Origin of the sequence: Primorskyibacter flagellatus, from assembly GCF_014638275.1 — a bacterium.
GTDB lineage: Bacteria > Pseudomonadota > Alphaproteobacteria > Rhodobacterales > Rhodobacteraceae > Pseudooceanicola > Pseudooceanicola flagellatus_A.
In genome coordinates this window covers 939,813-963,831 of sequence record NZ_BMFJ01000001.1, presented here as the reverse complement: position 1 = coordinate 963,831, position 24,019 = coordinate 939,813, and the positions used below count along the sequence as shown (strand labels likewise).

The following is a 24,019-nucleotide window of genomic DNA, read 5'->3' as shown; positions in this document are numbered from 1 at the left end:
CGGATCAGCGGTCCCCGTCGCCGTCGCCCCCATCCTGTCCGGGCCCCTCCTGTCCGGGCAGGTCGCCCGCGTCGAGCATGGCGGTCGCGCTGGAAGCAGGGCCCGGCGCCACCGGCCCGGGATTGGCGGGCGGCGTGACAGGCGCGTGCAGCGCTTCCGGGTTGCGCAGCCAGATGTCGCGCTGCGCAAAGGGGATCTGGATGCCGGCGGCGTTGAAGCGTTCGTAGATCTGGTGGTTCATCTCTGTCTGCACGGCGAGGATGGAGGTCACGTCGCGCAGGATCGCCCGCACCTCGAAATCCACGCTGTCCGCGCCGAACCCCTTGAACAGCACGAAGGGCGCGGGGTTGAGAAGAACCATGGGCTGCGCCTCGGCCACCTCGCGCAGGATCTGTTCGACCTGCCGCGTGTCGGACCCGTAGGCCACGCCGACCGGCACGATGATCCGCCCGACAAGGTTGCCGCGGGTCCAGTTGGTGACCGTGCCCGAAACGAAGTCGGCATTGGGCACGATGACATCGGTGCGGTCGAAGGTCTCGATCCGGGTGGAACGGACGGAGATGTCGCGGACATAGCCCATCTGGCCGTTGACCTCGATCCAGTCGCCGATGGCTATGGGCCGTTCGATCAGCAGGATGATGCCCGAAACGAAGTTCTGCACGATGTTCTGCAGCCCGAAACCGATGCCAAGCGACAGCGCCCCCGCGACGAAGGCCAGCGCCGACAGGTCCACCCCGGCCGAAGTGACCGCGATCAGCCCGGCGGCGAAGATGCCGATGTATCCGACCCCCGCCGTCATCGCATTCTGCCCGCCGGGATCGAGCCGCGTCTTCGGCAGCACCTGCGAGCGCAGCGCACTCTGCAGCAGACGCGTCGCCAGGTAGCAGAGCCCGAAGACAAGGATGAAGGTCATGAAGTCGGTCGGGCTGATCCGGGTCTCCCCGACGCTGAACCCGGCGGTGAAACGGTCCCAGATCTCGGAGAGGTCCGTCCTCCGCGCGCCCCAGATCAGCGCGAACAGCGGCAGCGACGCCATGGCAAGAACGAACCCGACCAGCACCGGCGTCAGCGCTTCGTTCACGCCCTCGCGGTTGCGGCTGAACAGGACGTAGATCTCCTGCACAAGCTTCTGCAGCACGACCAGCAGGCCAAGCAGCATCAGCGTGGCGACCGGCGGAAAGACCAGCGCCCGCCCCGCGTTGAAATAGCCGACCGAGGCAAGCGCGATCCCGACCACCGGCACGATGATGATGGCGCGTGACAACAGGGCCACCACCCGCGCGCGGAAATCCGGATCGGCCCCCTCGCCCGCGCCGGCGCGGTTGTGACGCATCAGCAGGCGGCCAAGACGCACCATGGAAACGGCCGCCACCACCATCAGCGGGAAGGTCAGCACGTTGACGATAACCGGCGACCATTCCGCCTGCGCCGCGATGGCCTCAAGCGGCGCGTTCAGCAGCAGAACGAAACCAAGCAGCGACGCGTGGAAGCGTCCCTCGATCCGCTGCGCCGGGCTCAGCGCCAGCAGCGGCTCTCCCTGTTCGTCGCGCGGAAACATGCGCCCGCCAAGCCAGCGGGCGGCGAAGAAGGCAAAGCCCCCCGCCGGGATCGACTGCATCAGCACATCGCCCCGTGTCCCGAGCAGCCCGGTCAGGGTCGCGGCGAGCGTCAGCAGAATCAGTCCGACCACAGGCAGCACGATTTGCCCAAGCGACATCACGAACCCCGCCAGCCAGCGCTCCGCCGTGCGACTAGGCTTCTGGATGGTCGTGACGAGAAGTTCGACCCAGTGCCGCCCGCGCAGAACCAGCACGATTGCCAGCAGCAGCAGACCGACCGACACCGGCAGGTTCCGCTGATAGACGGCGCGGCGCGTGTCCTTCTGCCAGTTCTCCTGCACGTCCAGCCCGGTGCGATAGACATATTGCACCAGCGCCTCGACGGCGGGCGGCCAGTTCACCGGGTTGATCGGAGATGGACTGACCTCGAGCAACTGCGTCGCCTGCCGTTCCCGCATGATCCGGTCGATCTGCTGGATCAGCGCGTCGGCACGGCTGTAGGCGACCTCAGCCCGCTGCACCGGCGCCTTGAGATCGTTGAGACGTGTGTTCAACTCCGCCCGCTGGCGCGCGGTCTCCGGCGCCTCCTCCCCCTCCGCAGGCTTGGGACCGAGCGCGGCGATCTGTGCGGTAACGGCGGCGATGGCGGCGGAATTGGTCTGCTGCGCGGCGCGGAATTCCTCGCGTCGCTCGGCCAATTGCCCGCGCAACTGCTCCAGCGCGGCGTCCGAGGCCTGCGCGGTCTCGACCGCCGCCTCCGCCCGGCGCGCGGCGGCTTCCCAGCTTTCGTAATCCGGTGCGTCCTGCGCCGAAACGGTCCCCGCCAGCCCCGCCACGAGGACGAGGCAGAAGGCAAGGAACCGCAGAAGGCGCATCACTCGGCGAAGACTCCGGGAATGGATTTGGGCGACTCGCTCAGCCAGCCCGGAACGGGCAGGCCCTTGTCGCGCAGGAAGTCGGGGTTGAAGAGCTTGGACTGGTACCGCGTGCCGTAGTCGCAGAGCACCGTCACGATGGTGTGCCCCGGCCCCATTTCCTTCGCCATGCGCACCGCACCCGCGATGTTGATGCCCGAGGACCCGCCGACACAGAGCCCCTCCTCTGCCAGCAGGTCGAAGACATAGGGCAGCGCCTCCTCGTCGGGCACCTGGTACATCATGTCCGGTGTGAAGCCTTCAAGGTTCTTGGTGATGCGCCCCTGCCCGATGCCTTCGGTGATCGACCCGCCTTCGGGCTTGGCCTCTCCATCCTTGTAGAGCGAATAGACGCCCGACCCCATGGGATCGGCCAGTCCGATCTTCACGCCCTTCGGCTGCAGCGCCAGCCCGACGCCCGCCAGCGTCCCGCCCGACCCGACAGAGGCGACGAACCCGTCGACCTTGCCGCCGGTCTGGTCCCAGATCTCGGGCCCCGTGCCGTCGATATGAGCCTGCCGGTTGGCGGGGTTGTCGAACTGGTTCGCCCAGATCGCGCCGTGCGTTTCGGTCTTGGCGAGCTCTGCCGCGAGCCGCTCGGAATAGCGCACGTAGTTGTTCGGGTTCTTGTAGGGCACCGCAGGCACCTGGACCAGCTGCGCACCGGCCAGGCGGATCATTTCCTTCTTTTCCTGGCTCTGCGTCTCGGGGATGACGATGACGGTCTTGAACCCCATTGAGGCCCCGACCAGCGCCAGCCCGATGCCGGTGTTGCCGGCCGTGCCCTCGACGATGGTGCCGCCCGGTTCAAGCTGCCCCTTCGCGATCGCGTCCTTGACGATCCACAGCGCAGCGCGGTCCTTCACCGACTGGCCGGGGTTGAGGAACTCCGCCTTGCCCAGAATGGTGCACCCGGTTTCCTCGCTCACGCGGCGCAGCTTGATCAGCGGGGTGTTTCCGACCGCCTGCGACAGGTCCTCGGCAAATCTCATGGAAGGTTCCTTTCAACCACTCTTGGCCGAAAGATGTAGACGGCGGCGCATGGCAACTCAACCCGAGCCGCGCAATCCGGACCGTTCGCGCGAAAGCCAGACAAGCGCGAGGACAAGAGGCATGTTGTCCGCCTCTCCGCGGGACAAAAGGTCTTCGGCCTGCGTCCATGACAGAACATGGGTCCGGATGTCCTCATCCTCGTCCTCCTGCCCGTGCGTGCCCTCGATTCCGTCCGGAAGATCACAGATTCCGGCAAAGACGTGGAAATATTCGCTGGAATAGCCCGGCGTCGGATAGCCGGCGCCGATGAGGATCAGCTCGCGCAGGTCCAGCCCCGCCTCCTCCACCGCCTCCCGGCGCGCGCAGTCCTCCGCCGTTTCACCGGGGTCGATGCGGCCCGCGACGGGCTCCAGCATGAAGGGATAGGCCGCGCCGCGGCGCCACGGCCCCATGCGGAACTGCTCCACCAGAAGGATGCGGTCGCGCACCGGGTCATAGGGCAGCACGATGGCGGCATCGGCGGCGACAAAGACCTCGCGCGTGATCTCCTCCGACATGCCGCCGCCAAAGCGGGGATGGCGCAGGTTCACGGTCTCTGTCACGAAATACCCGGCATGATCGGCGGTGCGCCCCGTGACCTCGACCCGTTCGGCCGGGCAGTCCCAGCCCACGACGGGCGCGGCCATGGACGCGGCCTGCACCCGCGCCTGCGCCCGGCCCTCCGCCTGCTGGCGGCGAAACTGCAGCGCGGCACCGGAGAAGCGGCCGTGATAACCCATGATCTCCTCCGCGAAGAACAGCGCGCGCGCGCCCTCCCGCGCCGCCCAGTCTTCCAGCGACCAGATACCGGACGGGGTCCAGCGCATCTCCGGCGGTACGAACACCTTCGCGGCCAGCTCTGCCCCGCCGGTCGTCACCGTGACATCCGTCAGGACGTAGCCGAACGCGTCCTCGTAGTGGACCAGCCGGTCCAGCGCCGCGGCGGACGGAGAGATCACCACCCCGTGCACCACCGACGCGGCATCCTGCACCATGACCGGAAATCCGTGACCCTCGACACCGCTGACACGCCATCCCTGCAGGCTCGCCGGGACCTGCTCCAGCCCTTCACCCGCCACAAGGTCCAGCAGCGGCTGGTAGCGCAACGTCCCGAAAAGAAACAGCATCAGCGTCCGGGCCATTTCTCTCCGGCCAGATGCGCCAGCAACCCGGAAATCGCCCCGCCGAAACCAAGCCAGACCAGGATTGTCGTGTCCAGCAGCGCAGAACCGAGCCGCGTTCCGATCGGATACAGCGCGTAGATCACTTTCATCGGGTCATGGTACCCCCGCGACATCGCGGTGCGGAAGGATTCCTCCAGCGCGCAGATCAGCAGGACCCAGAAAACCGTCATGGCCATGGCCGACAGCCCGACCCCGATGGCATTTGCAAGACCAAGCCGACCCCGGTCTGCCCGCCGCCCGAGGATCGTCCAGCCGCAGGCCAGTGCTACGGCAACGCTCAGGGGCACAAAAAGTCCGAAATTAGGGGTCTCCGGCATGGCCTGTTTGACCAAACCGCTGACGACCCAGGCGACGAAGGCAATGCAGATGGCGGCAACAACGCGTGCAGCAGTTGGCATACCAGGCTCTCCCATTTTTTAGATGCCTGGTGCCGCTGCTCGACAGACGGCTCAGGCAGGCCGGGTTATTGTTATTTGCGTGACATCACAATTACCGCCCTCGAAGGCCGCCGCGCAAGAGGTGAGGTAGAAATTCCACATCCGGCGGAACCTGTCGTCAAACCCCATGTCGGCGATCTCGTCCCATTTGCGGTTGAAGGTCTCGTGCCAGCGCCGCAGGGTCAGGCTGTAGCTGGGCCCGAACTCGATCGACTTCATCACCTGCAATCCCGCCTTCTCCACCTCTGCCCGCAGCGCGGAGGGGCTGGGCAGCATGCCGCCCGGGAAAATGTATTTCTGAATGAAATCAACGCCACTCCGATAGATCTCCCATCTCCGGTCCTGAATGGTGATGATCTGGAGCGTGGCCGAACGTCCGGGACGCAGCCGTTCGCGCACTGCGTCGAAATAGACCGGCCAGTACTTTTCGCCGACCGCTTCGAACATCTCGATACTGGCGATCCCGTCGTAATGCCCGCGTTCGTCGCGATAGTCCTGAAGCTTCAGATCAACAAGGTCGGAAAGTCCTGCCTTCTCAATCCGTTCCCGCGCGTAGTTCAGCTGTTCCCTTGAAATCGTCAGACCGGTGACCCTCAGCCCCCGCTCCCTGGCAGCATATTCCGCGAACCCGCCCCAGCCACAGCCGATTTCGAGCACATGATCCCCCGGCTGGACACCCATCTGGTCAACCATGCTGGCGTATTTGGCCGTCTGCGCCGCCTCCAGGCTCTCCTGTCCCGACCGGAACAGGGCGGAGGAATAGGTCATCGTGTCATCCAGCCACTTGCCGTAGAAATCGTTCCCCAGATCATAGTGGTAGGAGATGTTCTTCTTGGCCTGCTTGCGCGTGTTGGAGTTCATCCAGTGCCTGAGCTTCTCATAGGCACGGACAAGCCCCATGCCGGGGAAGCCGTCGTAAAGCTCGTCGTTGCCCGCATGCAGAAGATCAAGAAAGGCCTGCAAGTCCGGGGAACTCCACCAGCTTTCCAGGTAGGCATCGCAGAACCCGAGGTCACCCTCGCGGATCAGCCGCGCGAAGGTGTCCGGGTTGTGGACATGCAGCTCCGCCACCGGACCGGGCCGCGCGCCCTCTGCCCGGAACACCCGCCCGTCCGGCAGATGAAAGTCCAGCCGCCCGACCGGCATCTCCGACGCCATGGCAAAGACCTGCGCGAAGTATCTGGGAAGCCCCTGCTCCCCCTTGGTGTCCGTGAGGATCATGGCCGCACCTCCGATGCTGACACGGAAATTCTAACCCGAACCGACGGTCCGGCAAGAAAAAGCTTAACAGTTTCTTGACACACGTCGCCTCGTCACTCCGCCTTGAACGTCTCATAGGCCTTCAGCGCCGCTTCCCGCCCCTCGGACAGGCCGACCACCGGCTCCGGGTAGACATCGTCGGGCGTCAGGCCCCAGCTTTCCGGAACCGCATCGAAATAGCTGAGCGCCGTCTTCGTCGGCCGTGCCTCTCCCTCCGCGATCCAGCGACGGCGATAGCTGCCGTCGGGGTCGAACTTCTCCGCCTGTGTTCCGGGGTTGAAGACGCGGAAATAGGGCGCCGCATCCGGGCCGCTGCCCGCCACCCACTGCCAGCCCATGGCATTCGACGCCGGGTCCCAGTCTGTCAGGCAGTCCGCGAACCAGTCGCAGCCGACCCGCCAGTCCACCAGCATGTGCTTGGTCAGGTAGGAAGCCACGATCATCCGCGCCCGGTTGTGCATCCGCCCGGTCACGTACATTTCGCGCAGGGCCGCATCGACAAAGGGCACGCCCGTCCGCCCCTGCCGCCAGCGCCGGACCGCGCCGCCCCGCGCATCCTTCCACCCGAAGCCGTCCCATTCCTCGCGCCAGTTGCCGTCCAGCAGACGCGGCGTGTGATACATCAGGTGATAGGCGAACTCGCGCCAGACCACCTCCTTGCGGAAATGCTCCGCCCCCGCCTTGCCCGACGCCTCCCCGCGCAGCGCGGTATGCCAGAGCGCGCGCGGAGAGATTTCGCCATAGGTCAGGTATTCCGACATGCCAGAGGTGGCGTCCTCCGCCGGGAAATCCCGGCGCTCCTTGTACGCGTCCAGCCCGTGGGCCGCGAACCCGCCAAGCCGGGCCTGCGCCGCCTGTTCGCCTGGACTGCAATGCGCGGCCAGGACCTCCGCCCCGCGCCGCATCGCCGCGCCAAGTGCCCAGTCCTCCAGCCGGTCGCTCTCGGGCCAGCGCGACGGCGCGTTGAGCTTCGGAGTGGCCAGCGTGTCATCGACCTCCCGGTCCTTCACCGCCCGCCAGAACGGGGAATAGACCTTGTAGGGTCCGCCCTGCTGCGTCTCCACCTCCCAGGGCTCGAAAATCAGGTGGCCGGCAAAACTCTCCGCCTGGGCCCCGCCGTCGCGCAGCGCCGTCTTGACGCGCGTATCCCGTTCGATCGCCTGCGGATCGTAGAGCCGTGACCAGTAGACGGCATCCGCCCCGCTCTCCCGGACCAGCTCCTCCAGCACCTCGCGCGCCGGTCCGCGCCGCAGGATCAGCCGCGACCCGACCGCTTCCAGAGCGGCCGCAAACACCCGCAGCCCCTCGCCAAGCCGCCACTTCGCCGCCGCGCCGAGCCCGGCCACGCTGTCGTCATGGATGAACACCGGCAGCACCGCGCCGCGCCCGGCCGCCGCGACCAGGGCGGGATGATCGCTCAGCCGCAGATCGCGGCGAAACCACAGGATCGTCAGGGACATGCACACTCCGTCTTTCAAAGGATACGTAGCCCGCCGCACCCCGGATCAACGCAAAACAGGGACCCGAAGGCCCCTGTTTCATCTTGCCCCGAAATATCCCGGGGGAGTCCGAAGGACAGGGGCAGCGCCCCCCCGGCGCTACCGCCGTTCCGCGCGCAGGCCCTTCCAGATCGCCCAGCACATCAGCAGCAGCACCACCGTGAACGGCAGTCCGGTCGAGATGACCATCGACTGCAGCGATGCCAGCCCCCCGGCGGACAACAGCAGCACGATGGCCACCGCCCCCTCGAAGATGCACCAGAAGACCCGCTGCGGCACAGGCGCGTCGACCTTGCCACCCGCCGTGATCGTGTCGATCACCAGCGACCCCGAATCCGACGACGTCACGAAGAACACGATCACCAGCACGATCCCGATGACCGAGGTGATCGCCGACAGCGGCAGCCCCTCCAGCATCGCGAACAGCGACAGCGGCGGGTTGTAGCTGTCGATCACCTGCGCCTTGACCGGCGAAGAAACCGGATCGCTCAGAACCTGGTCGATCGCCACACCGCCAAAGACGGCCATCCAGAGAACGCAGACCAGCGACGGGATGATCAGCACGCAGGTCACGAATTCGCGCACGGTCCGGCCCCGCGACACCCGCGCGATGAACATGCCCACGAAGGGTGACCAGGAAATCCACCAGGCCCAGTAGAAGGAGGTCCAGCCCTGCACGAACCCGGTGTCCTCACGCCCCACGGGCATGGACAGCGGCACCAGTTCGGTCAGGTAGGCGCCCAGCCCCTTGCCGAAGTCCGTCAGGATCACCAGCGTCGGCCCGGCCAGCAGAACGAAGACCAGCAGCAGCGCCGCCAGGCCCATGTTCACCTCGGACAGCAGCTTCACGCCGCCGTCCAGCCCGCGCAGCACCGACACCGTGGCGACGGCAGTGATCAGCGTGATCAACACCACCTGCGCCGAGGGCGTGATCGGCACACCGAAGACGTGGTTGAGGCCCGCATTCGCCTGCTGCGCCCCGAAGCCGAGCGATGTCGCCAGCCCGAACAGCGTCGCGAAGACCGCGAGGATGTCGATGACATGGCCCCACCACCCCCAAACACGTTCGCCGAGAATCGGGTAGAAGGCGGACCGGATCGTCAGCGGCAGGCCCTTGTTATAGGTGAACAGCGCCAGCGACAGCGCCACGACCGCGTAGATCGCCCAGGGGTGCAGCCCCCAGTGAAAGATCGTCGCGGCAAGCCCCATGCGCTTGGCGGCCTCCACGTTTTCCGGGATCAGGTTGCCGTCTGCATCGAAGGGAGATGGCACGCCGAGCGGTTCGGACACCGCCATGTGATAGACCGGCTCGAGCACGCCGAAGAACATCAGCCCGATGCCCATACCGGCGGCGAAGAGCATGGCGAACCAGCCGACATAGCCGTAATCCGGCGTCGCCTCCGCCCCGCCAAGCCGGACGGACCCGACGGGCGTCACGATCAGCAGCAGGCAGAACAGCACGAAGATGTTCGCCGCGCCCAGGAAGAACCAGTCGAACCCCTTGGTGACGGCCCCAAACAGCCAGGAGAACAGCGCCCCCGCCTGATCCGGCAGTGCGAGCGTGTAGAAGACGAAGGCAACGATCGACAGGCCCGAGATCAGGAAGACCGGGTTGTGAATGTCAAAGCCGAAGGGCCCGACCTTGCCGTCGATGTTGTGCTGGCCGATCTCGTATTCGGTTTCGATGATCTGTGATGCGCCCTCGGGCGCGGGAATGCCCTGATCACCTCCGGTTGTATCGCTCATGAGGTCTTCTCCCGTTCCACCGCGACGGGCGGTGTCTCCGGATTCCGACCAGATCTGGCCGAGAACTTGCTAAACATATGATTTCCCTTCGTTTCGCTGCGCCCGGCCCCGGTTCTGCGACCGGATGCTTGGATCGGGCGATTGGACGGCTACGCGGGGTACGCCCGCGCGGCCCGTCGCCCAAAGGTAGCGGGAAAATGCCGAAACCGACAGGTCTGTGCGGCGATTCTGCGCAAAAAAGCGACATTTCCGGCGTCGCTTTCCGGCCCGACCTGCCAGCGGCGCGCCAACGTGACCAACTGCGCCGGCCTGAGATAATACTTCAACTCAACCGATCAAATCGTTGACATTAATACGTTTAAATCAAAGCGTCATTCAGGAGGGAGAGCACCACGTCCCGTTCCACCCCCTCCGACACGAAGGCGGACCCGATCCCGCGCGCTAGGACAAACCGGATCCGGCCGTCCACCACCTTCTTGTCCTGCCCCATGAGGTCGTAGAGCACCTCGGCCGGGGGCAGATCGCCCGGAATGTCGGACAGATCGGTCTTCATTCCCAAGGCCTTCAGATGCGCCCGGACGCGCGACGGGTCCTCCTGCGCGCACAGGCCAAGCCGCGCCGACAGTTCGAACGCGAGCGCACAGCCGATCGCCACGCCCTCCCCGTGCAGCAGTCGGTCGGAATAGCCGGTGGCCGACTCCAGCGCATGACAGAAGGTGTGGCCAAGGTTCAGCAGCGCGCGGTCGCCCTGCTCCGTCTCATCCCGCGCGACGATTTCCGCTTTCATCTCGCAGGAGCGCCGAACGGCATGGATGCGCGCCGCCATGTCCCCCGCCGCCATGGCCGGGGCGTTCTTCTCGAGCCAGTCGAAAAAGGCGGAATCGCCAAGCAGCCCGTATTTCACCACCTCGCCGTAACCGGCCAGGAAATCACGCTCCGTCAGCGTGGCCAGCACGCCGGTGTCGGCCAGCACGAGCGAGGGCTGGTGGAACGCCCCGATCAGGTTCTTGCCCTGCGGCGCGTTGATGCCGGTCTTGCCACCGACGGAACTGTCCACCTGCGCCAGCAGGGTCGTCGGGATCTGCACGAAGCGCACGCCCCGCCGCAGCACCGCCGCAGCAAACCCGGCAAGGTCCCCGATCACACCGCCGCCGAGCGCGACAACCACGTCCCGGCGCTCGACCTTCTGGTCCAGCAGCCACTCCACGGCGCGCGAGAACTGCGGCCAGCCCTTTGTCGCCTCACCGGCAGGCAGCGCCAGGGCGGTCATGGCGATGCCCGAAGCCTCAAGCCCCGCCCGCAGCGTCTCCAGATGCACCGCCGCAACGGTTTCATCGGTCAGGACAGCAACCCGCGGCCGGGCCAGCAACGGCGCGATGTGCCGCCCGGCCTCGGTCAGCAGCCCTTCTCCGATCAGGATGTCGTAGCTGCGCGCTCCAAGCGCGACACGCACGGTCTCGGTCATGTTCTCTCCAGCACGTCGGGCCGCTCGGCCACCTTTTCCGCCACGAAATCCGCCATGTCCGCAAGGCTCCGGCCGGGGACTGAGGCGACTTCCACATCCGCCAGCGCATAGGACGGTACCCGCGCCTCGTAAAGCGCGGCCAGAGTTCCGCGCGGATCGGCCGTCTTCAGCAAAGGGCGGGAATCGCGGTGCCGCACGCGCTGCCACAGGGTTTCGAGATCCGCGTTCAGCCAGACCGAAACGCCCCGGTCCGAGATCACCTTCCGGTTCCGCTCCGACATGAAGGCACCCCCGCCGGTCGAGAGCACGCAGGGCCGCCCCTCCAGCAGCCGCCGGATCACCTCCGCCTCACGGGCTCGGAAGAAGGCCTCGCCGTCACGGGCGAAGATTTCCGCGATGCTCATGGCGGCGGCTTCCTCGATCTGTTCGTCGGAATCCACGAACGGCACACCAAGCAGCGTGGCAAGCGTCCGGCCGACCGCCGTCTTCCCTGCTCCCATCATCCCGACCATCACGATGGTCTTGTGCAGCCGCCAGCCCATACCGTCCCTCTTGCCGCCTCTCGTCCGGGCGCCCGCCGAAATTCGCGGATTTCCCGCTGAATGACGTGAACTTGGCCGAAAGGCCAGCTATATTGCGGGAAAAAGACCGGGCGAAAGAGGCAGCTCACACATGTTCCGAATTCTCAAGTGGCTGATTTTCATCGTCATTCTCGGCGCGATCGGGTTGACGGCCTATGCCTATGTCGGCCCCTATTTCGGTGTCGATTTCACCCCGCCCAAAGTCGAGATTCGCAAACCCGTGGTGCTGGATGCGGAGTAGGTCGGCAGCAATCCACCTATGCCTGACGGCGCTTGTGCTTGCCGTACCCGCCGCGCCCGGCCTGGCGCAGCAACCCATCTCCGCCATCGACTGGCTGGACCAGCGGCAGGGCCTGCCGGGGCGGACCGACCCCGTTGCCCTGCCTGACGTCCCGCAGCCGCCCGTCGCCGAACCACCGGTCGCCAGCGCCATCGTCACGCCCGAGGTCACGACGCGGCCGCTCGACGCGCCCGAGGTCGGGGCGGTCGGTCTGCTGCCCCGCTCCGTCACCGGGCTGCCTCCGACCCTCTGGCAGGGCTCCGCCGCCGGGACCCTTGCCCGCCGGCTCAAGGAACTGGACGTGGCGCAGTTGCCCGCGATGCAGTCCCTGCTCTACACGCTCCTGCTGGCAGAGGCCGAACCGCCCGCCGATCCCTCCGGCACGCTGCCGTTCCTGCTGGCCCGTGTCGACGCGCTGACCACGCTTGGCGCGGTTGACCCCGCGCTGGCCCTGATCGACCGCGCCGGACCGACCAGTTCTCCCGACCTCTTTTCCCGCTGGTTCGACCTGTCCCTCCTTGCCGGACAGGAGGACGCCGCCTGCACTGCCATGCAGGACAGCCCGACGATCGCCCCCTCCATGGCCGCGCTCAGCTTCTGCCGGGCGCGCCAGGGCGACTGGCCGCTGGCCGAACTGACCTTCGCCAATGCCGCCGCGCTTGGCGTGATGCCGCAGGCCGAGGAATCGCTGCTCCGGCTCTACCTCGATCCCGACCTGGCAGAGGAAACGCCGCCCCTGCCGCCCCCCGCCCGAATGACCCCGCTGGCTTTCCGCCTGTCGGAGGCCATCGGCACCCCCGTCCCTGCCACCGGCCTGCCGCTGGCCTATGCCATGTCCGACCTGCGCGGACTGTCCGGATGGCGGGCGGAGATCGAGGCGGCGGAACGTCTCGCCCGCACCGGCGCGCTGGCAGAGAACCGGCTGATCGGTATCTACACCGACCGCGAACCGGCGGCCTCCGGCGGGCTCTGGGACCGGGTGGAGGCGATCCAGCAGATGGACCGCGCCCTTGCGGAGAAGGACGCGAAGACAGTAGACGAAATCCTCCCCGCCGCCTGGTCCGCGATCCGTGAAGCCGGTCTGGAACTGCCCTTTTCCCGGCTCTGGGCGTCGGACCTCACCGCCCTGCCCCTGACCGGCGCGGCGGCGGAGGCCGCCTTCGACCTCGCGATGCTCTCCCCCGACTATGAAACCCACGCCGCCCGGCTGCCCGCCACCACGCCACGCCGCAAATTCCTCGCCGCAACCGCCCGTGGCACCCCAGGAGATGTCCCCGCGCCCGACGCGCTGTCGGCCGCCATCGCGCGGGGTTTCGCGGGCGAAACGCTGCCCCCTGTGATCCGGCTGGACCTTGGCCAGAACAAGCTCGGTGAAGCGATCCTCTCGGCCATGGCGCTCTACATCAGCGGAGCGGGCGGAGAGACCAAGGACATCGTGCCCGCCCTCGCCACCTTCCGCGCCACCGGGCTCGAGGACACCGCCCGCCGCGCCGCCCTGCAACTGCTGATCCTGGAGCGGCAGAGATGACCCCCGACAGCTGGATCTCCGCTTTCCTCGAAGCGCAGGCTGCCGAAGCCGGGGCCGCGCGCAATACCCTGCTTGGCTACGGGCGCGACCTGAAGGACTTCACCTCCTGGCTGACGCATCGAAAGATCGCCGTCGATGCCGCCACCCGCACGGATGTCGAGGCCTACCTGACCGCCTGCGACGCCGAGGGGCTGAGCCGCGCGACCCGCGCCCGCCGCCTGTCCGCCATCCGCCAGCTCTACCGTTTTGCCTTCGAGGAAGGCTGGCGCACGGACAACCCCGCCATCGAAATCCGCGGCCCCGGGCGGACCAAGCGCCTGCCAAAGACACTGAGCACGGAGGAGGTCTCCGCCCTGCTCGACGCCGCCCGCCAGCAGGGCCGGACCGAAACCGACCGCCTGCGCAACACCTGCCTGATGGAACTGCTCTACGCCACCGGCATGCGGGTCAGCGAACTCGTCTCCCTGCCCATGGCCACCGCGAAGGGCGATCCCCGGATGCTGCTGGTGCGCGGCAAGGGCGGCAAGGAACGCATGGTCCCCCTTTCCCCGCCCGCGCGGGAGGCGCTCGCGCTCTGGCTGGCGGAACGCGAGGCGCAGGAAGACGCACGTCCACGCGGGGCCACGCCGTCGCGTTTCCTCTTTGCCTCGCCCTCCGCCGAAGGGCACCTGACCCGCCACCGCTTCTACATCCTGATCAAGGAAATCGCCCTGTCAGCAGGCGTCACGCCCTCCAAGGTCACACCGCACACGCTGCGCCATGCCTTCGCCACGCACCTGCTGGAAAATGGCGCCGACCTGCGTGCCATCCAGACCCTCCTCGGCCACGCCGATCTGGCCACGACCGAGATCTACACCCATGTCCTGGAACACCGCCTGCGGGAACTTGTGGAAACCCATCACCCGCTGAACAAGGACGGCTGAGCGCCATCTTGAACCGCGCCCCGACACACCCCATAACGCAGGGCAGTGACCGGGGGCATGATGGACCAGACGACAATTTCCCAATTTGACACCGCATTCTGGCTGACCTGCGGCGGCATCGTCGTGCTGCTGCTGTTCTCCGCCTTCTTCTCGGGGTCCGAGACCGCGCTGACCGCCGCTTCGCGCGGGAAGCTGCGCAGCCAGGCTGACAAGGGCTCCAAGGGCGCGCAGCTGGCGCTGGAAATCACCGAGGACAACGAAAAGCTGATCGGCTCCGTGCTGCTTGGCAACAACCTCGTCAACATCCTTGCCACCTCGCTCGCCACGGCGCTGTTTACCCGCGTCTTCGGTGACGGCGGCGTGGCGCTGGCGACGCTGGTGATGACCGCGCTCGTGCTGATCTTCGCCGAGGTGCTGCCCAAGACCTACGCCATCACCAATCCCGAAACCGCCGCCGCGCGTGTCTCCACCCCGATCCGGGTCATCGTCACCCTCCTGGCCCCCCTGGTCAGCGCCATCCGGCTCTTGGTGCGCGCCGTGCTCCGGGTCTTCGGCGTGCGCACGGACCCCGACAGCCATATCCTTGCCGTGCGCGAGGAGATCGTCGGCGCCCTGCACCTCGGCCATTCCGAGGGCGTGGTGGAAAAGGAGGACCGCGACCGCATCCTCGGCGCGCTCGACCTCTCCGACCGCTTTGTGGAGGAGATCATGCTCCACCGCAGCCGGATCGAGATGATCGACGCCGACACCCCGATCGAGGACATCCTCGCCCAGTGCCTCCAGTCCAACCACACCCGCCTGCCGGTCTATCGTGGAGACCCGGAAAACATCATCGGCGTCGTGCATGCCAAGGACCTGCTGCGCGCGATGCACAAGATGTCGACCGAAACCAACCGCCCGCTCGCCGACACGCTCAAGGACTTCAAGATCACCGACGTCGCGATGAAGCCCTACTTCGTGCCCGAGACGACGACGCTGGACGAACAGATGCGCCAGTTCCTCAGCCAGCGCACCCATTTTGCGCTGATCGTCGATGAATACGGCGCCCTGCGCGGCCTGCTGACGCTGGAGGACATCCTTGAGGAGATCGTCGGCGAGATCACCGACGAACACGACCCTGCAGCCGAATACGACATCCGCCGCACCGAGGACGGCCAGTACATCGTCGACGGCGCCATGACGATCCGCGACCTCAACCGCGCGATGGACTGGTCCCTGCCCGACGACGAGGCCAACACCATCGCGGGGCTGGTCATCCACGAGGCCCAGACCATCCCGAGCACCGGCCAGGTCTTTTCATACCACGGCTTCCGCTTCGAAGTGCTGGCACGCAAGGACAATCGCATCACCCGGCTGAAAATCCGCCCGCTCATCGCCGCCTGACCCCGGAGACGGCGCGCACGTCAGGCGGCGGATGCCTCCGGCGGGGATATTTGCAAAACCAAAGAAGGCCCGGGTGTACCGATTCAGTCGCGGTCCATGCCGAGGTAGGTGTAACTGTCCCCGGCGACCGCACGGATTTCGGGCAGGTAGTTGGAATTCATCACGACAATCGCGCTCCCGGCGGGCAGGTCCGGCAGCACCTCCTGCGGGGAACAGACCCTGAGCCCCGTCCCGGCGAGATGGCGACCCTGCTTGGCAGGGTTGATGTCGATGACGGCACGAACAGGCTGTCCCCGGCGCGCCCGCAGCAGGGAATAGATCACGCCCTTGCTGGCGCCGCCCCAGACCACGGTCGCGCTGTCGCCCGAACGGCCGCGTTCCAGCGTTTCCAGGAAATCCTCCGGCAGGTCCGCCGGTTCCGCATCCACCCCCGATGGCACCCGGAGACTGTCGAGTTCGGCCACGACGTACAGGTACTGCCCGCCGAAGATACGGCCGCTCTCGACGACATTCCCGAAAATCCGGTCGAAATCGGACAGGCGGAAATAGTTTACATGCTCATAGAAGATGTCGAACCACGCGCGGTGCTCGATGATCCAGTCGAAGCAGGGAACCTCGATATAGATCCGTCCCGTTCCACCGTTTGCGCGGGCCAGTTCCATCAGGAAGGCAACGGGATCGGGAATGTGTTCCAGCACGTGGCGCAGGATCAGGCCACGGGCGCTCAGTCCGGCATCCGCATCGAAGAATTCCTTGCGGATGGCCGGGTTCTCACCCTCATAGGCCGGATCGAAGCCGGTGATCCCGATCCCGGCCTCCTCAAGCATCTCGAGGAAGAACCCCTTGCCACAACCGACCTCGACCAGACCCTCCTGCCCGAGCCCGCGGGCCACGATCTCCGCCACGGTATCGAGATGCGCACGGAACCGCGGGCTATGCCCCTGCTCGTTCTGGTAATTCACGTCATAGACAACAAGGGATGGATCGAAGGCCGCATTGTGCACCAGCCCGGTGGTACCATCCTGCACCAGTTGCATGTCACCGGTCGGGGCGGAAAGCGCCTCTTCCGCCGTGGCATACATGCGGTTCTGAAAAACGGGCAGGCCCTGGGCTTCGTAAAGGATCTTGGTCTTCATGGCAGGGCCTTCGTCTGCGGGAGGGAGGCGGGTTCGGCGCGTGCAGACGTCGTCCGCTGCTGCGACAGGCGTCTGACCGGCGCACCGCTGCGCCGTCGCAAACCGGGACCGGACTCGTAACCAGTCATCAGGAATGTCTGTCTGAAATCCAAAACACCGCCCGAGATTTACCGAACTTCAGACCCGATAAACCACAATTCGGCTGCAGGCCAGCCTCCTTGCCCTTCCGATCGGCAGGAAAGTACCGCTGCGAGTACTTTCGCTCCGGCAGGACCGAACCCCTTCGGGTCTCTGTGGCCTGCGAAATATCATGGGGTCCGGAGCAAAGCCCCGGTGCACCAATGACAAAGGCGCGCCCGGTGAGGGACGCGCCTTGCTTTTCATACGGACCGGAGCCGTCAGCCGCGGGCGCGGCCGACGAGTTTCCACGCGGCGGGCAGGATCAGTGCCGCCAGCGCGAGTTTCAGCAGGTCGCCGACGATGAACGGGGTGAGACCCCATTCCAGGATCGGCTTGTCCCAGCCATAGAGCATGCCGAGCCACGCCAGACCCGGGACGTACATCAGAACGTTGCCAAGCAGCATCGCCAGCGCCATCCAGACCACCGACCGGTCCCAGCCCCGCTGCGCCAGCCAGCCGAGAAGCACCGTCGCCAGCACGTAGCCGACCAGATAGCCGCCGGTGCCGCCCATCATGTAGGCCACGCCGTTCAGTTCGTTGGTCGACGACTGGAAGATGTCGAAGCCCAGCATCCCGATCAGCATGTAGCCGACGATGGTCACCAGACCGAGCCGCGCGCCGTAGGCCGCGCCGATCGTCAGGACAGCGAAGGTCCCCATGCCGACGGCGACCGGAGAACCCGGAACCGGCACTTTGATCTTTGCGCAGATCGCCAGCAGGGCGACGCCCGCGATCACGAGTGCGGCCTGTTTCAGGCGCAGCGCGGCCCCTGTGGTCGGGCCGACGGCATCCGTCAGCACACGGGCTGTCATCGTCTGGGACATGTGAATTCCTCCGCTTCCCTCGATTGCTTTTCAACGTGATACCCCCGTGCGGCGCCCTAGCGCAAGCGGCTCCGCGTGACCGGGGCTCAGGAAGTTGCAAACACCGCGACCCTTGATGCAGCAAAACCGCAAATCTGCAAACTGCCCCGGTTCAGGCGGGCCGGTACTCCGTGACCATGCGGTAATCCTTCCTCGGACCGGTCACCCGCCACTCCGCCCGCCAGAGCGGCCAGTCACCGAAATCATAACGCACGCGGTAGAGATCGGGGTCGCAGTGATGCTCTGCTTCCACCCCGGACGGCTCCGCCCCGATGTGGTGAAAGGCCCGTCCGTCATCGAAGAACACCGCGATATGCGCACCTTCCTGCCGCCAGAGATATCGGCGCGTCGCCCGCATCGGCACCTGACCGGGCAGGCGCAGCTCCCCTTCCTCCGTCAGCACCAGCCCCTCGGCGTCGCGATCAAAGGTGGCGATCCCGTCGAACCGCGCGTCCGGTCCGCCGTGGTGATGCACCACCCGGCTCATCCGCCAGCGCCCCTCGAAATCGCCCAGTTGCATCGCATGCTCCCCCGGCGCGGCACCGCGCCGCCCCTGCCTCCACTTGTCCCCCTGATGCCCCGGCGCTAAGACGCGGGCAACCCTTCGACAGGAGCTCCGGATGATCCCACGCTATTCCCGCCCCGACATGGTTGCCATCTGGTCGCCGGAAACCCGCTTCCGCATCTGGTTCGAGATCGAGGCCCATGCCTGCGACGCCATGGCCGACCTCGGCGTGATCCCGCGCGAAAATGCCGACGCGGTGTGGAAAGCCAAGGATGTGGAGTTCGACATCGCCCGCATCGACGAGATCGAGCGGGAGACCAAGCACGATGTCATCGCCTTCCTCACCCACCTCGCAGAACACGTCGGGTCGGAGGAGGCGCGGTTCGTACATCAGGGCATGACCTCCTCGGACGTGCTGGACACATGCTTCAACGTGCAGCTGACCCGCGCCGCCGATATCCTGATCGCCGACCTGCAGGCGCTGCTGGCCGCGCTGAAGAAACGCGCCTATGAGCACAAGGACACCGTGCGCATCGGCCGGTCCCACGGCATCCATGCCGAACCGACGACCATGGGCCTGACCTTCGCGCGGTTCTACGGGGAGATGGACCGCAACCTGTCCCGCATGCGCGATGCCCGCGCCGAAATCGCCACCGGTGCGATCTCTGGCGCGGTCGGCACCTTCGCTAATATCGACCCGGGCGTGGAAGAACATGTCTGCGACAAGATGGGGCTGGTACCGGAGCCGATCTCGACCCAGGTGATCCCGCGCGACCGCCACGCCGCCTTCTTCTGCACGCTGGCCGTCATCGCGTCGTCCATCGAGAATATCGCCATCGAGATCCGCCACATGCAGCGCACCGAGGTGCTGGAGGCGGCCGAGTTCTTCTCCATGGGCCAGAAGGGCTCTTCGGCCATGCCGCACAAGAAGAACCCGGTGCTGACCGAGAACCTCACCGGCCTCGCCCGCATGGTCCGTTCGATGGCAATCCCGGCGCTGGAGAACGTGGCGCTCTGGCACGAACGCGACATCTCCCACTCCTCGGTCGAGCGTAATATCGGCCCCGATGCGACGATCACGCTGGACTTCGCGCTGGCCCGCCTGACCGGGGTGATCGAGAACCTGCTCGTTTATCCGCAGAACATGCTGGACAACATGAACAAGTTCCCCGGTCTGGTGATGTCGCAGCGCGTGCTGCTGGCGCTGACGCAGGCCGGCGTGTCGCGCGAGGATGCCTATCGCCTCGTCCAGCGCAACGCCATGAAGGTCTGGGACCATCGCACCGACTTCCGTGAGGAACTGCTGGCCGACGAAGAGGTTCGCAAGGCCCTGTCGGAGGACGAGATCAACGAGAAGTTCGACCTCGGCTATCACACCAAGCATGTCGACACGATCTTCGCGCGGGTCTTTCACGAGGACTGAGCGGCGCATCGCCCGACCGGAACGGCGCGCTTTGTCGGCGCGGGCTCGCGTGCTATCGTGACCCTGTCGCACAAGGAGACCGCCATGACCCGGACGCTACTTCTGACTGCCCTGCTGACCCTGCCGACCTTCGCCGCTGCCCAGTCCTCCTGTGCCGAAAAGCATCAGGCCCAGAACTGCGCGGCCGGCACCATGTGGAACGACGAAACCAAGGCCTGCGAACAGGTCGTGTCCAGCTGAGCCTCACCCGGCTTCAGGATTCGTTCACCCCTGACCGTCTATCCTGACCCCGAGTCGGACAGGTAGACCGGGCAGGACATGGGCAATCTCACACCGCTGGCACAGCTCGCGCCACCCGCGCGGGGCGGTGCCGCTCTGACCCGCCGCCAGAAGGCGGCGATCATCATCCGGCTGGCGCTGTCCCAGGGGGCGGACATGCCGCTTCAGGACCTGCCCGAGGATCTGCAGGCCGACCTGACCCGCATCCTCGGCGCGATGCGCCCGATCACCCGCGACCAGCTGAACGAGGTGGTGGAGGAATTCGCCGGTGATCTCGAATCCGTCGGTCTGACCTTTCCGCGTGGCGTGGCCGGGGCGCTGTCGGTGCTGGACGGGCGGATCAGCCCGCACACCGCCGCACGCCTGCGAAAGGAGGCCGGGGTGCGCCACACCGGCGACCCCTGGGAACGGCTGCGCCAGCTCGACCCGCGCAAACTGGTCCCCGTCATCGAATCCGAAAGCACGGAGGTCGCGGCGATCATCTTGTCCAAGCTGGATATTTCCAAGGCGGCGGAACTGCTTGGCCTGCTGCCCGGCGAAAGGGCGCGGCGCATCGCCTATGCGGTCAGCCAGACCTCTGCCGTCACGCAGGACGCGCTGGACCGCATCGGCCTGTCGCTGGCCGCGCAGCTGGACGGCGTGCCGGAGTCGGTCTTCGACAAGGGGCCGGCGGAACGGGTCGGCGCAATCCTCAACTTCTCGACCGCCGCGGCGCGCGAAGACGTGCTGACCGGCCTCGACGAAGCCGACCGCGTCTTCGCGGAGGATGTGCGCCGGTCGATCTTCACCTTCGCCAACTTCCCCGACCGCATCGCGCCGCGCGACATCCCCAAGGTGATCCGCGGGATCGACCAGGCGGATCTGGTGACGGCCATCGCCGGGGCCACCACGCCCGAACTCACGCGCGCCGCCGAATACGTGCTGGACAACATGTCCGGGCGCATGGCCGATGCCCTGCGGGAAGAGGTGAAGGACGCCGGCAAGGTCAAACCCAAGGACGCCGAAACCGCCATGTCCGCCATCGTCTCAGCCGTACGGGAACTCGAAGCCTCCGGCGAACTGTTGCTCATCGCCGGAGAGGAGGAGGACTAGCGCGCGCCCTTCCCCGCGCAGGAACGCGGCAAGACCCCAACCCCGTCCCTGCATGGTCTGCGACTGGACACCCCTCCGGCCGGCCCATATTGCTGGCGCGATGATACACCAGACGCCACCGAAGGGATCCTGAACCATGTGGTCCCGCCTCAGCCCCAAGAACCGCGCGATCCTGCTCATGGTCGGCGCGATCTTCTGTTTTTCCTCCATGGACGCGCTGGCCAAGGCGGTCGGGCTGCGCTCCAGCCCGGTCATGGCGCTCTGGGCGCGTTACATCGGGCAGATGGTGCTGGTGCTGATCCTCGTCGCGCCGCGCTTGAAAAAGGTGTCGCGCACCCATTACCCCAAGCTCCAGCTGCTCCGCTCCGTCTTCCTGCTCTGCGCCACTACGTCGTTCTTCTTCGGTCTCAGCCATATGGGCCTGGCCGAGATGACGGCGATCATGGACATCAATCCGGTGCTTATCACACTTGGCGCGGCCCTGTTCCTTGGCGAATCCCTTGGCCCCCGACGGATCATCGCCATCGGCATCGCCCTGATCGGCGCGATGATCATCATCCGCCCCGGCATGGGCGTCTTTTCCTGGGCCGCGATCTTCCCCCTTGGCGCGGCGATATTCTACACCTCCTACTCCCTCGCCACCCGCTTCGTCGGTCATCGGGAGGATCCCTGGACCTCTCTCCTCTACGCCGCGATGTTCGGCTCTCTCGTCATGACCGGCGTGGCGGCGTTCCACTGGCAGACCCCCGATCCCGTGACCGCCCTGCTGATGATCGTGCTGGCCTGTGTGGGCACCACCGGACAACTGCTGTTCATCCGGGCCTTCGCCGCCGGGGAAGCGGCCATGCTTGCGCCCTTCGGCTATGTCGGCCTGATTTTCGCGGTGCTCTGGGGCGCCGTGATCTTTGGTGAGTTTCCCGACATCTGGACCGTGACCGGCGCGGTTGTCGTCGTCGGCGCGGGGCTTTATGTCTGGCACCGCGAAACCCGCGCCGCGCCGGCCCTCGCCGGGGCAAAGGCGCCGGACACTCTCTGACCGGACCCGTCGATGGAGCCAAAGGAACTGCCCCCGGCCACCCGCACCGGCCAGTATCTCCTCAATCTGGTGCTGGGGGGCATGGTGCGCCTTGCGCTTTCCCTGCCCTACAGGATGCGCGTGCCGCTGATCGGCTGGATGGCGTCGCGGCTGGTCGCCCCGCTGGCGGGCTGGCCCAAACGCATCCGCGACAACCTGGCCCACGCCTGGCCCGACCTGCCCCGATCCGAGGTGGAGCGGCTGGTGCGTCAGGTTCCCGACAATGCCGCCCGCACGCTGATCGAGATCTATTCGATCGAGGACCTGAAACCCCGCCTGCGCGACACCCCCCCCGAAGGCCCCGGCTGGCCCGCCATCGAAGAGGCGCAGGCCAAGGGCCGCCCCGTCTTCCTGATCTCGGGTCATTTCGGCAATTACGATGCGGTCCGCGCCTTTGTGGCGATGCGATACGGTCAGGTCGGCGGGCTCTACCGGCCACTGAACAACGTCTACTTCAACCGCCATTACGTGCGGGCCATCGCACGCACCTCTCTGCCCGTCTTCGAACGCGGGCGGCGCGGGCTGGCGGAGATGATGAAATTCGTGCGCGACGGCAATGTCATGGCCATGCTCAGCGATCAGCACTTCGGCCACGGCGCCCCGCTTACCTTCTTCGGGCAGCGCGCCTTCACGGCCCTGTCGGTACCGGAGATCGCGTTGAAATACGACGCGCTGATCGTGCCCTGCTATGGCATCCGCCAGCCCGACGGCCTGTCCTTCCGGCTGGTCTTCGAAGCCCCGATCCCCCACACCACGCCCGAGGAGATGGGACAGGCTCTCAACGATTCACTCGAAGCGATGGTGCGCGGGCACCCTGAACAATGGCTCTGGCTGCACCGCCGCTGGAAAGGCGAAGATGGCAGGTCCGAGGCCGAGACCTAGCGCAGCCGCGCCGCCGCCTCAATCGGACCTGGCCCGCGCTGCTGGATCAGCACGACGACGGGTCGGTCACCCTCAATCGGCACTTCCGCGTCATAGGGCGCGGGCGGGGTCCATTCACCGACGACCTTCCATTCCGTCACCACGTTGGAATAGGCCAGCTTGTGCCCCGCGTTCTCACCGCGCGTGATCTCCACCTGCGTTTCCGGCTGATAGCGCACGACCTGAACCACCATCGGCCGGGTCACCGACGCGACAGCCCGCGCCTCGATATGCAGCACGGACCCCTCGCCGCGCCGGATGGCCAGCGACACGCGCTGCGGGCGTTCGCGGTATTCGGCAATCAGGTCGGTGACATCCATCGGGTGATTGCCGACGACGTCGGCCTCACCCTGCACGATCATCTGCGGCGTGTAGACCGACCGCCGCCCCGCCGCCTTGGCGTAGGCCTTCTGGCGCGATGAATTAACGGGCGACCCGAAGACATCCTTCCAGCCGATGTAGTCCCAGTAATCGACATGCAGGCCCAGTGCGATCACGTCGTCGCGCGGCGCAAGCAGGCCAAGGAACGCATCCGCCGGCGGGCAGGAGGAACAGCCCTGGGAAGTGAACAGCTCTACCACGACCGGCGTTTCCCGAGAGGTTTGGGCCATCCCCGGCCCGCCCAGAAAAACCAGCGAAATCAGTGCGGCAATGCCGACGCGTGCGAACATCCTCGCCCCTTTGTCCGTGTCCCTGCACCTTACCTAGACAGAGGTGACTGAAACAACCAATCAAGGTTTCGAGATTGTCCGTC

22 protein-coding genes are annotated in these 24,019 nt (G+C 66.3%); 9 read left to right on the top strand and 13 right to left on the bottom strand.

Annotated features, from left to right (window positions below):
• Positions 1–4: 4 nt before the first annotated feature.
• The 9 genes from IEV87_RS04735 to IEV87_RS04695 all read right to left on the bottom strand — a co-directional run bounded on the left by IEV87_RS04735 (position 5) and on the right by IEV87_RS04695 (position 11,638).
• Positions 5–2,434 (bottom strand): DUF3772 domain-containing protein, encoded by a 2,430-nt coding sequence (locus IEV87_RS04735; RefSeq protein WP_188478344.1) that lies wholly within the window; start codon positions 2,432–2,434, stop codon positions 5–7.
• Positions 2,434–3,465 (bottom strand): cysteine synthase A, encoded by a 1,032-nt coding sequence (locus IEV87_RS04730; RefSeq protein WP_188476514.1) that lies wholly within the window; start codon positions 3,463–3,465, stop codon positions 2,434–2,436. The genes IEV87_RS04735 and IEV87_RS04730 overlap by 1 nt, the downstream gene beginning before the upstream one ends.
• A 57-nt stretch (positions 3,466–3,522) precedes the next feature.
• A complete protein-coding gene (locus tag IEV87_RS04725) occupies positions 3,523–4,647 on the bottom strand; it encodes an NUDIX domain-containing protein (protein ID WP_188476513.1) in 1,125 nt (374 codons plus the stop codon).
• The gene (locus IEV87_RS04720) at positions 4,632–5,087 is read right to left on the bottom strand and encodes a TrgA family protein (protein ID WP_188476512.1); all 456 of its coding nucleotides are present in this window, start codon (positions 5,085–5,087) and stop codon (positions 4,632–4,634) included. The genes IEV87_RS04725 and IEV87_RS04720 overlap by 16 nt, the downstream gene beginning before the upstream one ends.
• A 51-nt stretch (positions 5,088–5,138) precedes the next feature.
• Positions 5,139–6,347 carry an SAM-dependent methyltransferase gene (locus IEV87_RS04715; protein ID WP_188476511.1) on the bottom strand — a complete coding sequence of 403 codons (1,209 nt, stop codon included), beginning with the start codon at positions 6,345–6,347 and terminating at the stop codon, positions 5,139–5,141.
• Between the two features lie 92 nt (positions 6,348–6,439).
• Positions 6,440–7,846 carry a cryptochrome/photolyase family protein gene (locus tag IEV87_RS04710; protein WP_188476510.1) on the bottom strand — a complete coding sequence of 469 codons (1,407 nt, stop codon included), beginning with the start codon at positions 7,844–7,846 and terminating at the stop codon, positions 6,440–6,442.
• Positions 7,847–7,984: 138 nt separating this feature from the next.
• The gene (locus IEV87_RS04705; RefSeq protein WP_188476509.1) at positions 7,985–9,631 is read right to left on the bottom strand and encodes a BCCT family transporter; all 1,647 of its coding nucleotides are present in this window, start codon (positions 9,629–9,631) and stop codon (positions 7,985–7,987) included.
• Between the two features lie 358 nt (positions 9,632–9,989).
• Positions 9,990–11,096: a 3-dehydroquinate synthase gene (gene aroB / locus IEV87_RS04700; RefSeq protein WP_188476508.1), complete on the bottom strand. Its 1,107-nt coding sequence runs from the start codon at positions 11,094–11,096 to the stop codon at positions 9,990–9,992.
• Positions 11,093–11,638, bottom strand: a complete 546-nt coding sequence (locus tag IEV87_RS04695) for a shikimate kinase (protein WP_188476507.1) — start codon at positions 11,636–11,638, stop codon at positions 11,093–11,095. Before IEV87_RS04695 ends, aroB begins: the two co-directional genes overlap by 4 nt.
• Before the next feature lie 130 nt (positions 11,639–11,768).
• Here IEV87_RS04695 and IEV87_RS04690 point away from each other — a divergent pair, with 130 nt between their 5' ends.
• The 4 genes from IEV87_RS04690 to IEV87_RS04675 are packed head-to-tail and all read left to right on the top strand — an operon-like array spanning position 11,769 to position 15,791.
• Complete coding sequence (locus IEV87_RS04690) at positions 11,769–11,918, top strand: hypothetical protein (RefSeq protein ID WP_188476506.1); 150 nt, start codon at positions 11,769–11,771, stop codon at positions 11,916–11,918.
• Between the two features lie 34 nt (positions 11,919–11,952).
• Positions 11,953–13,485 carry a hypothetical protein gene (locus tag IEV87_RS04685; RefSeq protein ID WP_229737424.1) on the top strand — a complete coding sequence of 511 codons (1,533 nt, stop codon included), beginning with the start codon at positions 11,953–11,955 and terminating at the stop codon, positions 13,483–13,485.
• Positions 13,482–14,408: a site-specific tyrosine recombinase XerD gene (locus IEV87_RS04680; protein WP_188476505.1), complete on the top strand. Its 927-nt coding sequence runs from the start codon at positions 13,482–13,484 to the stop codon at positions 14,406–14,408. Before IEV87_RS04685 ends, IEV87_RS04680 begins: the two co-directional genes overlap by 4 nt.
• A 60-nt stretch (positions 14,409–14,468) precedes the next feature.
• Entirely contained in the window at positions 14,469–15,791 is a 1,323-nt protein-coding gene (locus IEV87_RS04675) for an HlyC/CorC family transporter (RefSeq protein WP_188476504.1), read from the top strand.
• An 83-nt stretch (positions 15,792–15,874) separates the two neighbouring features.
• Here the strand turns inward: IEV87_RS04675 and IEV87_RS04670 are convergent, their stop codons facing one another.
• The 3 genes from IEV87_RS04670 to IEV87_RS04660 all read right to left on the bottom strand — a co-directional run bounded on the left by IEV87_RS04670 (position 15,875) and on the right by IEV87_RS04660 (position 18,490).
• Complete coding sequence (locus IEV87_RS04670) at positions 15,875–16,927, bottom strand: class I SAM-dependent methyltransferase (protein ID WP_188476503.1); 1,053 nt, start codon at positions 16,925–16,927, stop codon at positions 15,875–15,877.
• Positions 16,928–17,325: 398 nt separating this feature from the next.
• On the bottom strand, positions 17,326–17,931 hold the full coding sequence (locus tag IEV87_RS04665) for a biotin transporter BioY (RefSeq protein WP_188476502.1): 606 nt from the start codon (positions 17,929–17,931) through the stop codon (positions 17,326–17,328).
• 151 nt (positions 17,932–18,082) lie between these two features.
• Positions 18,083–18,490 carry a DUF6314 family protein gene (locus IEV87_RS04660; protein ID WP_188476501.1) on the bottom strand — a complete coding sequence of 136 codons (408 nt, stop codon included), beginning with the start codon at positions 18,488–18,490 and terminating at the stop codon, positions 18,083–18,085.
• 100 nt (positions 18,491–18,590) lie between these two features.
• On the opposite strand from IEV87_RS04660, the gene purB reads away from it, so the two are divergent.
• The 5 genes from purB (at position 18,591) to IEV87_RS04635 (ending at position 23,226) form a co-directional block, all read left to right on the top strand.
• On the top strand, positions 18,591–19,898 hold the full coding sequence (purB, locus tag IEV87_RS04655) for an adenylosuccinate lyase (protein ID WP_188476500.1): 1,308 nt from the start codon (positions 18,591–18,593) through the stop codon (positions 19,896–19,898).
• Between the two features lie 84 nt (positions 19,899–19,982).
• Positions 19,983–20,138, top strand: coding sequence for a hypothetical protein (locus IEV87_RS04650; protein WP_188476499.1), 156 nt, complete (start codon positions 19,983–19,985; stop codon positions 20,136–20,138).
• 78 nt (positions 20,139–20,216) lie between these two features.
• A complete protein-coding gene (locus IEV87_RS04645) occupies positions 20,217–21,269 on the top strand; it encodes a flagellar motor switch protein FliG (protein WP_188476498.1) in 1,053 nt (350 codons plus the stop codon).
• A gap of 136 nt (positions 21,270–21,405) precedes the next feature.
• Entirely contained in the window at positions 21,406–22,305 is a 900-nt protein-coding gene (locus IEV87_RS04640; protein ID WP_188476497.1) for a DMT family transporter, read from the top strand.
• A 12-nt stretch (positions 22,306–22,317) separates the two neighbouring features.
• The gene (locus tag IEV87_RS04635) at positions 22,318–23,226 is read left to right on the top strand and encodes a lysophospholipid acyltransferase family protein (protein ID WP_188476496.1); all 909 of its coding nucleotides are present in this window, start codon (positions 22,318–22,320) and stop codon (positions 23,224–23,226) included.
• On the opposite strand, the gene IEV87_RS04630 is transcribed toward IEV87_RS04635, so the two are convergent.
• The gene (locus tag IEV87_RS04630) at positions 23,223–23,936 is read right to left on the bottom strand and encodes a DUF1223 domain-containing protein (RefSeq protein ID WP_229737422.1); all 714 of its coding nucleotides are present in this window, start codon (positions 23,934–23,936) and stop codon (positions 23,223–23,225) included. The two genes, IEV87_RS04635 and IEV87_RS04630, sit on opposite strands and share 4 nt — an antisense overlap.
• Between the last annotated feature and the right edge of the window lie 83 nt (positions 23,937–24,019).

What these genes read in the sequence shown, in the direction of transcription:
- IEV87_RS04735 (WP_188478344.1), bottom strand. Translation starts at nt 2,434, where the DNA reads ATGCGCCTTCTGCGGTTCCTTGCCTTCTGCCTCGTCCTCGTGGCGGGG.
- IEV87_RS04730 (WP_188476514.1), bottom strand. Translation starts at nt 3,465, where the DNA reads ATGAGATTTGCCGAGGACCTGTCGCAGGCGGTCGGAAACACCCCGCTG.
- IEV87_RS04725 (WP_188476513.1), bottom strand. Translation starts at nt 4,647, where the DNA reads ATGGCCCGGACGCTGATGCTGTTTCTTTTCGGGACGTTGCGCTACCAG.
- IEV87_RS04720 (WP_188476512.1), bottom strand. Translation starts at nt 5,087, where the DNA reads ATGCCAACTGCTGCACGCGTTGTTGCCGCCATCTGCATTGCCTTCGTC.
- IEV87_RS04715 (WP_188476511.1), bottom strand. Translation starts at nt 6,347, where the DNA reads ATGATCCTCACGGACACCAAGGGGGAGCAGGGGCTTCCCAGATACTTC.
- IEV87_RS04710 (WP_188476510.1), bottom strand. Translation starts at nt 7,846, where the DNA reads ATGTCCCTGACGATCCTGTGGTTTCGCCGCGATCTGCGGCTGAGCGAT.
- IEV87_RS04705 (WP_188476509.1), bottom strand. Translation starts at nt 9,631, where the DNA reads ATGAGCGATACAACCGGAGGTGATCAGGGCATTCCCGCGCCCGAGGGC.
- aroB (WP_188476508.1), bottom strand. Translation starts at nt 11,096, where the DNA reads ATGACCGAGACCGTGCGTGTCGCGCTTGGAGCGCGCAGCTACGACATC.
- IEV87_RS04695 (WP_188476507.1), bottom strand. Translation starts at nt 11,638, where the DNA reads ATGGGCTGGCGGCTGCACAAGACCATCGTGATGGTCGGGATGATGGGA.
- IEV87_RS04690 (WP_188476506.1), top strand. Translation starts at nt 11,769, where the DNA reads ATGTTCCGAATTCTCAAGTGGCTGATTTTCATCGTCATTCTCGGCGCG.
- IEV87_RS04680 (WP_188476505.1), top strand. Translation starts at nt 13,482, where the DNA reads ATGACCCCCGACAGCTGGATCTCCGCTTTCCTCGAAGCGCAGGCTGCC.
- IEV87_RS04675 (WP_188476504.1), top strand. Translation starts at nt 14,469, where the DNA reads ATGGACCAGACGACAATTTCCCAATTTGACACCGCATTCTGGCTGACC.
- IEV87_RS04670 (WP_188476503.1), bottom strand. Translation starts at nt 16,927, where the DNA reads ATGAAGACCAAGATCCTTTACGAAGCCCAGGGCCTGCCCGTTTTTCAG.
- IEV87_RS04665 (WP_188476502.1), bottom strand. Translation starts at nt 17,931, where the DNA reads ATGTCCCAGACGATGACAGCCCGTGTGCTGACGGATGCCGTCGGCCCG.
- IEV87_RS04660 (WP_188476501.1), bottom strand. Translation starts at nt 18,490, where the DNA reads ATGCAACTGGGCGATTTCGAGGGGCGCTGGCGGATGAGCCGGGTGGTG.
- purB (WP_188476500.1), top strand. Translation starts at nt 18,591, where the DNA reads ATGATCCCACGCTATTCCCGCCCCGACATGGTTGCCATCTGGTCGCCG.
- IEV87_RS04650 (WP_188476499.1), top strand. Translation starts at nt 19,983, where the DNA reads ATGACCCGGACGCTACTTCTGACTGCCCTGCTGACCCTGCCGACCTTC.
- IEV87_RS04645 (WP_188476498.1), top strand. Translation starts at nt 20,217, where the DNA reads ATGGGCAATCTCACACCGCTGGCACAGCTCGCGCCACCCGCGCGGGGC.
- IEV87_RS04640 (WP_188476497.1), top strand. Translation starts at nt 21,406, where the DNA reads ATGTGGTCCCGCCTCAGCCCCAAGAACCGCGCGATCCTGCTCATGGTC.
- IEV87_RS04635 (WP_188476496.1), top strand. Translation starts at nt 22,318, where the DNA reads ATGGAGCCAAAGGAACTGCCCCCGGCCACCCGCACCGGCCAGTATCTC.
- IEV87_RS04630 (WP_229737422.1), bottom strand. Translation starts at nt 23,936, where the DNA reads ATGTTCGCACGCGTCGGCATTGCCGCACTGATTTCGCTGGTTTTTCTG.